Source organism: Alloacidobacterium sp. (genome assembly GCF_035631355.1).
Classification (GTDB): domain Bacteria; phylum Acidobacteriota; class Terriglobia; order Terriglobales; family Acidobacteriaceae; genus Alloacidobacterium.
The window spans coordinates 1-13432 of sequence record NZ_DASQIX010000032.1 but is presented as its reverse complement, the minus strand read 5'-3'; the positions used below and the strand labels follow the sequence as shown (position 1 = coordinate 13432).

At 56.0% G+C, this 13432-nt stretch carries 11 protein-coding genes; 6 read left to right on the top strand and 5 right to left on the bottom strand.

The genetic code is table 11. The features are described from left to right. Both VEV40_RS06035 and VEV40_RS06030 read right to left on the bottom strand, forming a co-directional pair. On the bottom strand, positions 1–2693 hold a 2693-nt coding region (locus tag VEV40_RS06035; protein WP_324830871.1), incomplete at its 3' end, for a carboxypeptidase regulatory-like domain-containing protein. A gap of 415 nt (positions 2694–3108) precedes the next feature. Beyond that, positions 3109–6573 (bottom strand): TonB-dependent receptor, encoded by a 3465-nt coding sequence (locus tag VEV40_RS06030; RefSeq protein WP_324830870.1) that lies wholly within the window; start codon positions 6571–6573, stop codon positions 3109–3111. Positions 6574–6852: 279 nt separating this feature from the next. Between VEV40_RS06030 and VEV40_RS06025 the strand changes: the two genes are divergently transcribed. Continuing rightward, positions 6853–7731 (top strand): zinc metalloprotease HtpX, encoded by an 879-nt coding sequence (locus tag VEV40_RS06025; protein WP_324830868.1) that lies wholly within the window; start codon positions 6853–6855, stop codon positions 7729–7731. A gap of 33 nt (positions 7732–7764) precedes the next feature. Beyond that, complete coding sequence (locus VEV40_RS06020; RefSeq protein WP_324830866.1) at positions 7765–8223, top strand: DUF4149 domain-containing protein; 459 nt, start codon at positions 7765–7767, stop codon at positions 8221–8223. A 46-nt stretch (positions 8224–8269) separates the two neighbouring features. Here VEV40_RS06020 and VEV40_RS06015 read toward each other — a convergent pair whose 3' ends face one another. Continuing rightward, positions 8270–8509 (bottom strand): hypothetical protein, encoded by a 240-nt coding sequence (locus tag VEV40_RS06015; protein ID WP_324830865.1) that lies wholly within the window; start codon positions 8507–8509, stop codon positions 8270–8272. Positions 8510–8679: 170 nt separating this feature from the next. Between VEV40_RS06015 and ychF the strand changes: the two genes are divergently transcribed. Both ychF and VEV40_RS06005 read left to right on the top strand, forming a co-directional pair. Next, on the top strand, positions 8680–9759 hold the full coding sequence (ychF, locus tag VEV40_RS06010) for a redox-regulated ATPase YchF (protein ID WP_324830864.1): 1080 nt from the start codon (positions 8680–8682) through the stop codon (positions 9757–9759). Then, complete coding sequence (locus VEV40_RS06005; RefSeq protein WP_324830863.1) at positions 9759–10481, top strand: ZIP family metal transporter; 723 nt, start codon at positions 9759–9761, stop codon at positions 10479–10481. Before ychF ends, VEV40_RS06005 begins: the two co-directional genes overlap by 1 nt. Before the next feature lie 25 nt (positions 10482–10506). Here the strand turns inward: VEV40_RS06005 and VEV40_RS06000 are convergent, their stop codons facing one another. Continuing rightward, positions 10507–11523, bottom strand: coding sequence for a hypothetical protein (locus tag VEV40_RS06000; protein ID WP_324830861.1), 1017 nt, complete (start codon positions 11521–11523; stop codon positions 10507–10509). Positions 11524–11670: 147 nt separating this feature from the next. Between VEV40_RS06000 and VEV40_RS05995 the strand changes: the two genes are divergently transcribed. Further along, complete coding sequence (locus VEV40_RS05995; RefSeq protein ID WP_324830860.1) at positions 11671–12222, top strand: hypothetical protein; 552 nt, start codon at positions 11671–11673, stop codon at positions 12220–12222. 1 nt (position 12223) lies between these two features. Here VEV40_RS05995 and VEV40_RS05990 read toward each other — a convergent pair whose 3' ends face one another. Continuing rightward, entirely contained in the window at positions 12224–13054 is an 831-nt protein-coding gene (locus tag VEV40_RS05990) for a hypothetical protein (RefSeq protein WP_324830859.1), read from the bottom strand. A gap of 90 nt (positions 13055–13144) precedes the next feature. Between VEV40_RS05990 and VEV40_RS05985 the strand changes: the two genes are divergently transcribed. Then, positions 13145–13432: FAD-binding oxidoreductase (locus tag VEV40_RS05985; RefSeq protein ID WP_324830858.1), on the top strand; the 288-nt coding region annotated here is incomplete at its 3' end.

Sequence of the window (13432 nt, the reverse complement as noted above, 5' to 3'; positions counted from 1 at the left end):
GGAGCTATGGCATTGCCGCCAAATGGGCTGATTCCACCATTTGATATCTCATCAAGCGCGTGGGTGTATTGATAATTCAACTGCAACATAAGCCATTTCCGGCGGTCAACCAAGGAGGTAATCAGGCCGTTGTAATTGGAGCCTGCTCCGTTGGAAAGTTCACTCACCGCGCCCAAGGAAGCATTGGGTGCGTCATCGGGAAGGCCGGGGAATCCGTAAGCATTGATATTGTCATTCGAAACCGGCTCGTGATAACCGTGATTTCCGACATAGCTTACAGAGAGTGCAGCCGTCTTCGTCAACTGATGCTCAACAGCCAGACTCCACTCTTCATAGGTCGGATACTTGATTGAGTGATCGGCGGACGTAAATGCAGGCGCAACGAACCCGGGCACAGCCGCCGAGATCGTGTTGAATGAGCCGCCTCCCGCATAGGCCGCTTGAAATGCCTTGTTGGCATTGTTTACAGCCTCAGAACCGCTGCCCGGCAAGGTCGAATCGAGAATGTATTTTCCACGTATGTAGAATGGAACGCCAGTCGGAGGATTGGTAAGAAGACTGTCGGTAATCACACCGGGGAAAGTATCAGCGAACATTCCGAATCCCGCCCGAACAGTTGTACGCGAATCAGGCCCGAACGGCAGCCAGGCAAACCCTACGCGCGGTTCAAGCGCGATTTTCTGGAAATCGTAGAACGCCTGATGCCGTCCGCTGTTGATTTGCTTGTTATAGGGAGTATCGGTAGCGTTCGGAGACGCTCCGGCAAGGAAATCCTGCGACAAGTTGGAAAAGCAGTCGGTGACGCAGATGGGATTCGAGTTGTGCTCGAAGCGCATACCGTATGTCAGGGTGAAATTCGGCCTGATCTTCCACTGGTCCTGCACATACCACCCCTCGCCATAAAGGGCCACGGGTTGAGTTGGACGGAGCGGGAACGATTGACGGAAACGTGTCGCATAACCAGCCGCAAAACTGGCCGCTGTTGCGTAGTTCTCCGGAGTCACCGCACGCACGGAGGGATCGTAGTCCGTAACATCATCGCGGCGGAATGACCAGCCGACCTTGATGGTGTGAGCGCCGCGATTAAAGCTAAGGTCGTCAGCGAATTGATAGCCGGTGACATTGCGACCCTGTGGCCAGACATAGTTCTCACCGCCTACAAAGCCCGCGGTAGTATTCGTACCTAAACTACCGCCTAGCCAAACAAGGGTAAATGGGGTGATTTGGTTGGCGGCAGCTTGATTGGTGTTCGTGAAAATTGCACGATAGTAAATCAATGCAAAAAGGAACTGGTTCGTCACATTTGGACTGAATGTGTGGGTCTCATTGAGTTGTCCCTGATACTGCGGTTGAGGGCTCAACGCGTTGTAAATCGGATCGAGCAAGCTGGTGAAGGTGGCCTGGACACCCTTATCTACATTGAAATGCCCAAAGAGCTGGTCCTTAGAGCCAAGAACCTGATCGATGCGTCCGGTTATGAGGTACTCGTGCGTAAAGTTCCCAGCAGTGCCATTAAACTGAACTCCAGTTGGGTCAGAGGCGGGTGATGCACTCGCAAAGCCGGGGTTCTTGGTGTACTCGTTAAAAATTTTCTGGTAGAGGGGTACTTCAGCCAAGTTGCCATTGTAGGCGAGGTTCCCGTTGGGAACCAGATCATCTTTCATCGGCGTCGGGTTCAGGACTTCAGCCTGATAGGCCGGACTCGGCGCGTAAACCGTCCCGCGCGTTGGCAGAACAACCCGCAGGCCCTCATAGTTCACAAAGAAGAATGTCTTGTCTCTGAAGATCGGCCCGCCAACGGCGGCAGCCCACTGGTTGACATTATCAAATGGTCTTGGCGTCTTGTCTGCTGGATCCGCATTGTTGTTGAACCAATTGTTGGCGTTCATCACGCGGCCATTCCACCAATATGTAGCGTTGCCGTGGAAATGATTCGAGCCAGCGCGCGAGATTTCGTTCACCTGCGCTCCGCCAAGGCCGCCGAAAGCGGCGTCATAGGCATTGGAAACAACGGTCACATCGCTGACGTCATTGTTGCCGAGCAGCAGGTTGGTCGCGCCGGAGTTATTCAGGTTCAGGAACGGATCGTTGAGATAACCGCCATTGATGGTGAAGGTGTTCGAGGTGGCCGGCAGGCCGAAGACCGCGAAGTTGCCATAGCCGCCCTGCGTGTTCATGACAGCACCAGGCGATGTCTGCGCGACGAAGGTGAGGTCATTCCCCGGATTGGGTAGATTCTGTACCTGCTGCAAGTCGAACGTTGTGCTCACTTGAGCATCATCCGTATGAAGCAGCGCAGCTTCTGCCGTCACGTTAACGGTTGTCGTGCTCTGGCCGACGGTAAGCTTGGCGTCTCCGGATGTCGTTGTGCCGGCGGCAACAGCCACAGTGAATTCGCTTGTCTGGAAGCCGGGCGCAGTAATCGAGATCTTGTAACTGCCTGGAGGGAGCAGCGGAACACGATATTGTCCGGCAGCGGAAGTTGTGACAGCTTTTGCCTGCCCGGTCGCCGCACTGGTCACGGTTACTTGGGCATTCGATACAGCGGCACCAGTGGCATCCGTGACGGCGCCAACGATATCGCCCGAAATGTTAGTTTGTGCTTGCGCGGGGACTGCTCCTAACCACGCTCCCAGAAAAATAAAGCTCAGAACCCCAAAGAGCCCTAAGCTGGTAAAACTTATGTGTTTCATACGCAGATCTCTCATGGGTAAACAGAATGCAATCTTCATGCCATGAAAAGAGCCACGAGTGAAAATAAGTATATCTAAAAGAAACTGGTGAGTTTAATACAAATGAAACAGTTTCATAATAATAAACTCATGTTAACTTATTTGTAACTGCACTCTCCGTAAAACAATGCCCGAAAATACAAAAAAATGTAGGCTGCAAGAGAACTAAGCTCAAGTGCATTCCGATACAACAACTTGTGTCGTGAAATTCACCTGCGCATCGCGGGAGGTTCAAGCCTAGGCAATTCTTGTGCCACTAAAATGGAGGCTAGAAATGTTAAGGAGAGCAGCATCGAAAAAGGCAGAGCAGCAAAAGCCTTCGCAAAAGAGATCAGCGCGGCTATGGGAAGCCGCGCTGACTAAACAAAAACGGGATCTAGAAGCTGAACTTCAGACCCCATTCCGTCTGACGGGCGGCGCCGACCGCATATACGCCGGTGCCGTTGCCCACGCGGAATGTCTCATTGGCTACCGAATCCGTGCCGTTGATCGCGCCGGGCGCGCCATAAAGGATTCCGCTCATAGTATTGGGCGGCAGGTTGAAGTTGCCGAAATTAAACAGGTTGAAGAAGGCCACGCTTGGCTGGATGGTGAACCGCTCCTTAATCGTATATTTCCAGCCCAAGTTCAGGTCGAAAGAGCGCAGCCAGGTGAAGTTCACCTCGCCGGGAGGAGGCGCGCTCAGTGTTGGAGCAACGCCATTCAGGGCCTGCAACTGGGCCGGGGTCATCAGGCCCTGCTGCACCAGGACCTGTCCGGCTGGGGTAGGCAGGTTGCCATATTTCGAGTTGTAGTTGTTAATCGTGTTGGTCAACTGCGATGCGCTGATGCCGCGATCGAAGTTACCCATGTGCGTTCCCGGCATCGGGTCCTGCACCGTACCGTCTCCCGTGAAGTCGCTGCGGAAGATCTCACCCGGCCCGAGGCCATTGTTTGGAACTACGATTGGGCTGGAAAGCGGGCTGTAGAAGTGCCCGATGATCCCAAGGTTGAAGTGGAGCGGAAGATCGCCGAAGCCCCCCAATGAGAACTGGTTTGTGCGGTCAAGCAGAGTTTGACCGTAGTAGCGGTTCGGAACATTGTTGTCGGGCGAGGCGGTCACAAAGTCCTGATCGTTGTCGCCCGCTGTTCCGGTGGCCTGTGCGCCACCTGAGTTTTCCAGGCGGGAGAGGCTGTAGGCAAACTGGAAGTTGAGGCGCTTCATGTTCTGCACCAGCTTGACCTGCATGGCATCATAGCTGGAGCGCCCGATTGGCTCAAGGAAAGTAGCTGCGGCCTGAGTGTTGTTGATGCCGGGGAAGGCGCAGTTTACGCCGATGGCTTGATCGCATGCCTGGCCGAAATCCGAGTCCGCGGTAAGGCCGTTGCCCGCGTAGTCGGTCATTTGCGCGCCATTCTGGATAGCGCAGGCGACATCAGGGCACTTGAATGAGGCATTCGTGGCGGCGATAGCTGCTTGCGCGTTTGCCAGATTGAAGTTCTTGACATCGCCGACGTGGTTCTCGTCGATTCCAAGCAGGCTGTGCGTCTCCACATTGCGCAGATAATCGACACTGAGCACCATGCCCTGACGAAGCTGACGCTGGCCGCCTATGTTGATCTGCACCGACCGGGGAGTTCTGTAGTTGGGAGCGAAGAACCCCAGCGGGATGCCTAGACCCGCCGCAAGATCGTTCCCAATGTAATTCGGGTTAGGGGCCTTCAGGTCGAGCGGGTTTCCGGCAAGTACCTGTTGCTGAAAGGCAAGCACGTTCGGAATTGCCTGGCCGACGGTGATTTTGCTGCCATCGGCATTCGCACAAACGCCGGGGCCGGGAGTAATCGGACCAGCATTTGTCTGCGCAGGCAGAGCGGTGCCGCCCGAGCAGACGAACGGCGTCTGGTTAAAGGCGCCCGTGGTCAAGCGGAGAGGCCGGTCAAAGAGCACGTTGTTGTAGATCACATTTTCGAAATAGAGACCGATGCCGCCGCGGATGGATGTTTTGCCGTCTTTGAACGGGTCCCAGGCAAAGCCCATTTGCGGAGAGAAGTTTGTATTCGGCTGGCGGACGGGATTTCCCCATCCTGGAAACGCCGCATTGACTTCGGGAATTGCGCCGAGATCGCTGTCGGTGCGTCCCGTGTCGCGGTCATACCGGAGACCGAGAGTAATCGTGCTGTTGGAAGAGAACTTCCAGACGTCGCCGAAGTAGATACCGATGCGGTTGTCGGGTCCAAGACCGCCTGCAGGAAAGCCGAGCGCCGGATCGAGCGTGCTAAAGCCGAGACCATTCCCAACTCTCACATCATTCACTGGATAATTGAGAGGATTGCTTGCGCCTCCATTGCCCTGCGCCGCGGCAAACGCCTCGGTGGAAGCATTTGTCAGCCAACGAATGCGCGGGGCAGTTCCGTAGAAATTGGCGAATCCGCCACCCTGGATGTGGTTCCACATCACGCCATAACGGAAAAGATGCGCTTTATAAAGTTTGCTGCCGTCATACTTGATCTCAGTATTGGCTTGTGGCGTGCTTTGTGGGGCCAGCGGGCTCGGCCCTGAATAAAAACCAGTGCCATTGGAAGCTAAAGTCACATTCAAATCGGCAAGGGGCAGGTTGCTTCCCTTCACCAGGTCGACAATCTGGTTCTGAAACTTGAGATATGAAAAGCGGATGCTGTGGCTGAAGTTGCCGGTCACAAAGTCATATCCGCCCACATGCTGACGCGTGTAATCCTTATTGTCATACACGGCATAGCCCAGCCCGAAGTCGGAATGAAGCGAATTGGCGAAATAGGAGAAGCGGTAGAACGCCTTGCCGGAGTTGCCGACGTTGTAGTCCACGCGGCCCAGAACTTCGGTCTCGCGGAAGGGCACGCTGAATCCACCGTTAAAAGAAGTAAACGGATTTGTGAAGAGGACCGGCGCAAAGGAATCCTGCTTAATGCGCTCTGCATCGCCGAAGAGGAACAGCTTATCCTTGATGGCCGCTCCGCCCAGATTTCCGCCAAACTGCGAGCGTTGGAAGGGCAGATTTGTGCCGCCGGGTGAGGACGCTCCGCCCACGGAAGCATCGCGGAAGAGGCCGAATCCCTGTCCATGCAGGGTGTTGGTGCCGGATTTCGTGGTGACGTTGACGGCGCCGGAAGAAGTCAGGTCAGTCGAGAGATCGAGCGAAGACTGCGCAAGCTGGAATTCCTGGATCGCGCTGGAGGGGATGTCTTCCGTGGTCGTGCCGACCGTCTCATCGCTGACGTCCACTCCGTCAACGTTGATGCGCGCCGTGCGGCCAAAGCGTCCGCCGAATGAAATCGAGGAATAGCCCGCCTTGGTGGGGTCAAAGTTCTGGCCGTCCTGGATCTGGACACCCGGCTCAAGCTGCGCGAGATCGAGGAAATTGCGGCCATTTACCGGCAGGTTGTCGATCTGCTGCGAAGTCAGCACGCCCTGCACTTCGGGCTGCTCGGTATTGACCTGGACTGTCGAGCCCTGGACTTCGACGGTTGTCGTTCCCTGTCCTACTTCAAGCTTGAAATTCACGGCTGCCGTGTTGCCGACCTGCACCGTTATGGTCTGAATAACGGTATTGAAGCCGCTGGCTGTTACCTGGACCTTGTAGGTGCCTGGAGGCAATGCGCCCGAGTTATACGAGCCGGCGGCGTTTGTGTTTAGCATCGTCGCCTGACCGGTGCCGGCGTTCGTGACAGTAATTCTGGCGTCGCTGATAACAGCGCCCGTAGGATCAGTGACAGAACCTGCAATGCTCCCTGTACTGACCGTGGTTTGTGCGAGGACTGCGGAGCCTGACAGCAAGAAGATAACGGCGAGGACTAACTTAGTGGGGAGAAGCCGAGTGGTAGTCATCGGCCCGTTCCGAATGCAATTTAAATACCTGCAACAAACCGTTCCGGCGATTTAATATCTATCTGCAACAAAACGCGTGAAATAGATATTTGCCTGTACGCTGGAATCATTTACCTATTGGTAAATCTTTGTTTATTAAGAAGTAATGCGCACTGCAGTATTTGATAGATTACGTTCCAAAAACCATATCGTCCTTGTTTTCAGAAGCGTTCCAGGATGTGGCCTCATCTTGTATGACAGAATAAAAGCAGTGGCTCAGATGATTTGGAGGGTCACACGATGAACACCTTTAAAACTGCATTGCTCCTGACTTCCCTGACCCTTTTCCTGATGTTTGTCGGCGCGCATTATGGCGGGCGGAACGGGATGATTCTGGCGTTTATTTTTGCCGCCGGGATGAATTTTTTCAGCTACTTCTACTCGGACAAGATTGCTCTGGCTATGTACCGCGCGCAACCGGTTACGCGCGAAGAACTCCCACGCGCCTATCAAGTGGTGGAGCGCATGACGCAGCGCATAGGCCTGCCCATGCCGAAGATTTACGTCATCCCTACCGACTCGCCCAATGCCTTCGCCACAGGGCGCAATCCGAAACATGCCTCGGTCGCTGTTACACAGGGCATTCTGAGCCTGCTGAACGATGACGAGCTCGAAGGCGTGCTGGCGCATGAGCTCGGCCATGTCCGTAACCGTGACATCCTGACCAGTTCGATTGCTGCCACGCTGGCGGGCGCTATCACTATGCTGGCGCGCTTTGGGTACTGGGCTGCCCTGTTTGGCGGATATGGCGGCGGTGACGGCCGTGATCGCGATCGCGGTGGTGGCGGCTTTGGCGCACTTCTGATGCTGATCCTGGCGCCAATTGCGGCGACGTTGATCCAGTTGGCGATATCACGTTCGCGCGAATACGAAGCCGACGCAACGGGCGCTCACATTACAGGAAATCCCTATGCGCTGGCCAGCGCTCTGGAAAAGCTGGATGCTTACTCGAAGCGGCTGCCTATGCAGGCGTCGCCCTCGAACGCGCACCTGTTTATCGTTCAGCCATTGTTGAGCGGACGCGATTTCGCCAGCCTCTTCGCAACACATCCGCCTATCCCGAAGCGGATTGAGCGGCTGATTGGGCGGTCGAGCGTTTACGGGGTGCAGGACAGGTAAAGGGTCGTATACTGACTGCGCATGAAGACCTTATTGCGCGCTTTAATCCTGCTGCTGATCGTTTTGTGGCTCGGCGGCGTGATGTTTTTCCCTGTTGTCGCTGCCACCGCTTTTTCTACCCTCACCGACACACATGCCGCCGGAACGATAGTTGGCCGATGCCTGCGCGTTCTGCATTACGAAGGGCTGTTCGCGGGCACGCTGATCATCGTGCTGATTTGGACAGCGCGTCGTCTTGGCGCATATACGCGGCGCGTATTCCTGCCGGTGATTTTTGCGCTAGTCATGCTGGCGCTGACTGCCTTCTCGCAGTTCTGGATTATCCCCAAAATGGAAGGCTACCGTCTCGCCGCTGGGGGAGCGATTGACGCGGTTGCGGCGGACAATCCCGACCGCGTCGCGTTCAACAAGCTGCACGGCGTCTCAGAGCGTGTAGAAGAAGGAGTGCTGCTGGCAGGAATTGTGCTAGTGGTGCTGGTAGCCCGAGAATAGTGCAAAAAAAGGGGGGACATTAACCCCTGTCCCCTTTGCTTGCTTTTCAGGAAGCTTTACGCGCAGGTTCCTCATGGCGCTGCGTGCTTCCCTGGTTTTCACGGTGCTCGCCTGATGCCGGCTGCTTCTGGTGCTCACCGCCCTGCTGTTTCTTTTGATCATCGGGACGGAATGTCCTGTCCCCCTGGTTCATATGGGACGGCTTCTCCTGCTTCGGCGCCTGCTGACCCTGTTGGCCCTGCTGAACACTGCCGCTACCGCAATTCTGTGTTTTCTGGTCTTCCATGACGTGCTCCTTTCAACAAATTTTGGAGCGTACATCTAAGTAAGATTGGCAAACGCGCGCACAGGTGGCCTGTCATTTCCGGGCAGGCGCTATGTCATGCTTCATCATTGAGTTGCAGCAACAGGTATGATGAAGAATTGGCATCATTCTGATTTTCCAACAGGACAAGCATGAAAACCGGCATTATCGGCCTGCCCCAGGTGGGTAAGACATCTCTATTCAAGATTTTGACCAAGGCGAAGGTCGAAGATCGCGGCTACTCGCGCGAGGCCCATCTCGGCATCGCCAAGGTACCTGACGACCGGCTAGACAATCTGGCCGTGCTCTACAACCCGAAGCGGACCATCCATGCCACCGTTGAGTACGCCGACGTTGCCGCCATCGGACAGGAAGCGCTCAAGGAGACTTCCTTCCTTACGAATCTGCGCAACGTTGACGCGCTGATTCATGTGCTGCGCGCGTTTGAGGATGAGTCGATTCCACATGTAGGAGAGATCGATCCACTGCGCGACATCAAGAACGTTGAGTTCGACCTGATGGTTTCCGATCTGACACAGATTGAGAAGCGGCTGGAACGCCTGCAGAAAGACCTGAAGAAGATGCGCACGCCCGATCTCGAAAAAGAGAACGCGCTGCTGCTGCGGGCAAAAGAAGCGCTTGAACAGGAGAAGCCGTTGCGCGAGCTGGAGATGTCGGCTGAAGAAAAGAAGCTGATTCGCGGCTTCATGTTCCTCTCGCAAAAACCAATTCTCTACGCGCTGAATCTTTCGGAAAGCACAACGCTCGGAACTGACCTTGAGACAGCCGCGGCGAAATACAAAATCGAGGACCCTGCCTCGCGCCCCAATGCAGGCGCAACCGCTTTTTGCGGCAAGGTAGAAGCCGAGCTTGCTGAAATGGACGATGAAGAAGCGGCCGAGTTTCTCGGCTCCTATGGATTGACTGAAAGCGGATTGCGCCGCCTGATTCGCAAGAGCTACGAATTGCTGGGACTAATCAGTTTCTTCACGGTTGGCGAAGATGAGTGCCGCGCCTGGACCGTTCCGGTGAATTCGCGCGCGCAGGAGGCGGCAGGCGCCATCCATTCTGATCTTGAGAAACATTTTATCCGCGCTGAAACCATCCACTGGGACACGCTGCTTACCGCAGGTTCAGAGGCTGCGGCGCGCTCTCTGGGCACGCTGCGGCTTGAGGGCAAGGATTATCAGGTGCAGGACGGCGACGTGATGCACATCCGGCACAGCGGCTAATGCTTTTATCCCTCATTCTCGGTGCAGTGGCTGCGGTGGCCGACATTTTCGGCGGCCTCGTTCTGGTGCGCGCCAACTGGGAAAAGCGCTACCTGCGCTACTTTGTCGCGCTGGGCGCGGGATTCATGCTGGCCGTGGCGTTTCTGGAAATGCTGCCGGAAAGCATGAAATTTTCCGTAAAGTGGGCGCCTGTGCTGGTGCTGGCCGGATACTGCGCCATCCACCTGCTCGAGCACACCATCGTGCCGCACTTTCACTTCGGCGAAGAGACGCACCACGATGAGTTTGTTTCCGCGCACACCAGCTACTCAGTGCTGGGCGGCCTTGCCATTCACGCTCTCTTTGACGGTGTGGCGATTGCTTCCGGCTTCGTGCTGTCCAACCTGCTGGGATGGCTGATTTTTCTCGCCATCTTTCTGCACAAAGTTCCTGAAGGGTTCACCGTCGCATCTGTCATGATGGCCTCTGGAGGCAGCCGCAACGCTGCCGTCATCGCCGCGTCCGTGTTGGCAACGGCGACGCTACTCGGTGTGCTGGTCATCGGCATTTTGCCTTCGTGGGTTGAAGCGGGCTTGCCACTCTCAGCCGGGGTGGCAATTTATGTCGCGGCCACCGACCTGGTTCCGGAAGTCAATCGCGAGCCCGGCATCCGCATGGCGCTGGTTTTCTTCGCAGGAGTGCTGTTGTTCCTGCTGCTTCGCCTGTTGTTGCCTGCCGCCTGACTAGCCTGTCCCGAAACTCTGATCATTAACTTCCGGCAGCGTTATCTGGCGCCGGAGCGGACACCTCTGCAACCGCCGCCACAACTGCCCCTCCACTTGCCGGAACTGGCGTTGCCTTCTCAGGCTTCAAACCCGCCATCCGCAGATTTACGAGCTTGTTCAGCAGATCGAACCAGAATGGCGCACCCAACGAAACGGCGATGGCCATAAGCACCCATCCGACGATATTGAATGCCCAGTGGGCGGCAATGGCTGCCACGCCCTTGTGGTCCGGATCCGCGCCAGCCTCCCAATAACTCTGGACATAGGCCAGGTCGTAACCCAACGGAAGCTCTGCCCCAAGGTTGTGCTGAATATCGTTACGCGCAGTCTCATAACTGGGCAATGGACAAGGCTGGTCTCCCTTGCAGCTATACATCTGTGCTGTTGCCGTCACGGCTTCGCGTGCGTCCTGCGATGTCCACAAACGCTGGGTGATATTGAAGAGGTTCGCGTTGAAGACGACAGCCAACACCAATCCCAGGCCCAGGAGCCACGCCTGCGTGTGACGCTTATAGAGACCGTTGACGCGATCCATCGTGCCGTCATACCACTGCTCAATGGCCGAGACGCAAGCCGCCGAATCGTGCTCAATTCCGAGAATGATGGCGCTCAACTTCTGCCGCAGGGGTGAATCGGCGGGCAGGCCAGCCACGATAGCGGTTACGTCGGTTGTCTTTAAGCCCTGAACTTCCGCCAGAGCAACCAGCAGCACTCGCGTGAAGAGAGGCGAAGGAATATAGGTCGGCCGCGGATGGTTCGTGCTGGCCGTACCCTTGCCAAACAGTCTCATCCGGGCAAACGAGATTGTCTCAATCAGCGGATGGCCAACAAATTTCTGATAGATGGCGGGATCGCCGACCATCTTGAGAATTGCGCCTTCCAGCATGATGGCGCGCTTCGCGGTAAGCGCAGCCGCCACTTCGCGCACATGAGAAGCAATGATGCTGAGCAGCAGGCATATCAGCACAATGCCGATTGCGACCCCAAGTACCTGTTCCATTCGCGCCGTCCTCTAAGCGTTCAATCCGGAAAGCTACGACTCGTTCACGGAAGCCAGTATGCCCTCTGGCTGGCGTCATGTCGAGCGGAATACGATATCCCTTTGGGCATCTCCTTAGAGTAAAATGCCACTCTGATGACTGAAGAAATGAATTCAGGAAAACGCACTCTGCTCATTGTGCTGGCAGCGACGGCCGCCGTCCTGCTGACGACCGCCATCTATGTCTGGGTCGGCGAAAAGCCGCCGGTTGCGGTTGGGCAGATCGTCAAGCTCGACGTGACGCCCATCCACACGGAAATGCGCGTTGGGGCGGGCGCACAGGGCGTGCAGGGCGGCATGGACACTTACGATCAGCTCCTGATTACGGCCCAGGTAAAGGTCCGCAACCAGACCAATATTCCGCTCTTCCTCCACGATATGTGGAGCAACCTGGCCACCAACAACGGCGATCAAGACCGCAGCCTTGCCGCCAACAGGACAGACTTCCAGAGCGTATTCGTGGCTTATCCGCAGATGGCTTCACTGAAACAGGAGCCGCTGCTGCGCGATACTACCATCCAGCCCGGCCAGACCGCCCAAGGGCTGATAATCTTCCACTACCCCATTACAAAAGACCAGTGGGACGCGCGCCATAGCTTTGAAGCTGTCATCTCATTCGCGCACCAAAGAAACCTGGTGCTTCCGTGGCCTGCCAAGTAGGCTAATCCCCAGGTTTCACGGGCGCGGGCGCAGCCTTCGGAGTAGCGATATACCCGGTGATCTGGTCTTTGCTGATATTGTTCACTACCAACTCGTACAGGTAATTGTCCTTCCCTGTGTAGAACTGCACCGGCTCATTTAGTCCCCGGTCCTTCTTTTCGATCTTCTTGTCGTCGGCGTAGACCTCAAGCGTGTAGCGGCTGTGCTTGGTGTCCGCCTTTTTCAATTCCAACCCGACGGTTGAGACCGGCTGCCGCTTGTTTTTTTGCAGGGTGAACTCATAATAATTGCGGTCGCCTTTATGCTTCAGTAACTCCAGTTCATTATGATTGGTCGCAATCAGCCCGCTCTGCACGCCCATGTCGCCTTTCATCGTCTGTAGCTGGGCCATGGTGTCCTGCAGTTGCGTCTTGGTCTGAGCAACATCAGTTTTTACGCCGCCAACATCGGTTTTCACGCTGGAAACGTCAGTCGATACTGCGCCGATCTGCTGCTTCGTCGCCGCCTGTTCGCTTTCCAGGCGCTTCGCGTCGGCCTGCTGCCGCCGCATCAGGTCGTCGGCCCGCGTTTCAAGCTGTTTCTGCGTCAGGCCGACGGACTGCCCCAGCGTTTCAGTTGCGACCTTCAATCGCGCGTTGGTCTGCTCCAGGTCCTGGGTCAGCTTGTCATTCTGCTGCTGTGCCTGGGTCAACTGTGTTTCCGCCTTTGCCAGGCGGTTGCTGAGGGTGTAACTCCAGATCAGGCCAACCAGCGCCAGCACCAGCGCCCCTACAACAAGCCCAAGAAACGCGCCGGAAAAACTGCGCTGTTCGACCACTGTTTCGTCGCTCATCGTTCTCTTTTATCCTTCCCGCTGAGACTATCCAACTTGATGGACGCTGACAAACATTTTTTGTCTATCACGTCGCCATACAATAAAAGAGTGAGCACCGCAGACGTAATCGTCGCCGGGGGCGGCATCATCGGCCTCTCGACTGCGCTGGAGCTGGCCCGTCAGGGCCTGCGCGTTGTTGTGCTTGAACGCGGACGCGCGATGGCTGAATCTTCATGGGCCGCAGCGGGCATGCTGGCCGGGCGCGACCCGGAAAATCCGCCTGAACTACGGCAGCTTTCCGAGTTGAGCCTCTCGCTTTATCCCAGTTATTTAGCGGCGATTGAAAGTCTTTCAGGGTTGCCAGTTCCGTTCCGAACCAGCCGCACGTTGCAGGGC

Coding starts and splice junctions, on each gene's coding strand:
- VEV40_RS06030 (WP_324830870.1), bottom strand. CDS start 6,573: ATGACTACCACTCGGCTTCTCCCCACTAAGTTAGTCCTCGCCGTTATC.
- VEV40_RS06025 (WP_324830868.1), top strand. CDS start 6,853: ATGAACACCTTTAAAACTGCATTGCTCCTGACTTCCCTGACCCTTTTC.
- VEV40_RS06015 (WP_324830865.1), bottom strand. CDS start 8,509: ATGGAAGACCAGAAAACACAGAATTGCGGTAGCGGCAGTGTTCAGCAG.
- ychF (WP_324830864.1), top strand. CDS start 8,680: ATGAAAACCGGCATTATCGGCCTGCCCCAGGTGGGTAAGACATCTCTA.
- VEV40_RS06005 (WP_324830863.1), top strand. CDS start 9,759: ATGCTTTTATCCCTCATTCTCGGTGCAGTGGCTGCGGTGGCCGACATT.
- VEV40_RS06000 (WP_324830861.1), bottom strand. CDS start 11,523: ATGGAACAGGTACTTGGGGTCGCAATCGGCATTGTGCTGATATGCCTG.
- VEV40_RS05995 (WP_324830860.1), top strand. CDS start 11,671: ATGAATTCAGGAAAACGCACTCTGCTCATTGTGCTGGCAGCGACGGCC.
- VEV40_RS05990 (WP_324830859.1), bottom strand. CDS start 13,054: ATGAGCGACGAAACAGTGGTCGAACAGCGCAGTTTTTCCGGCGCGTTT.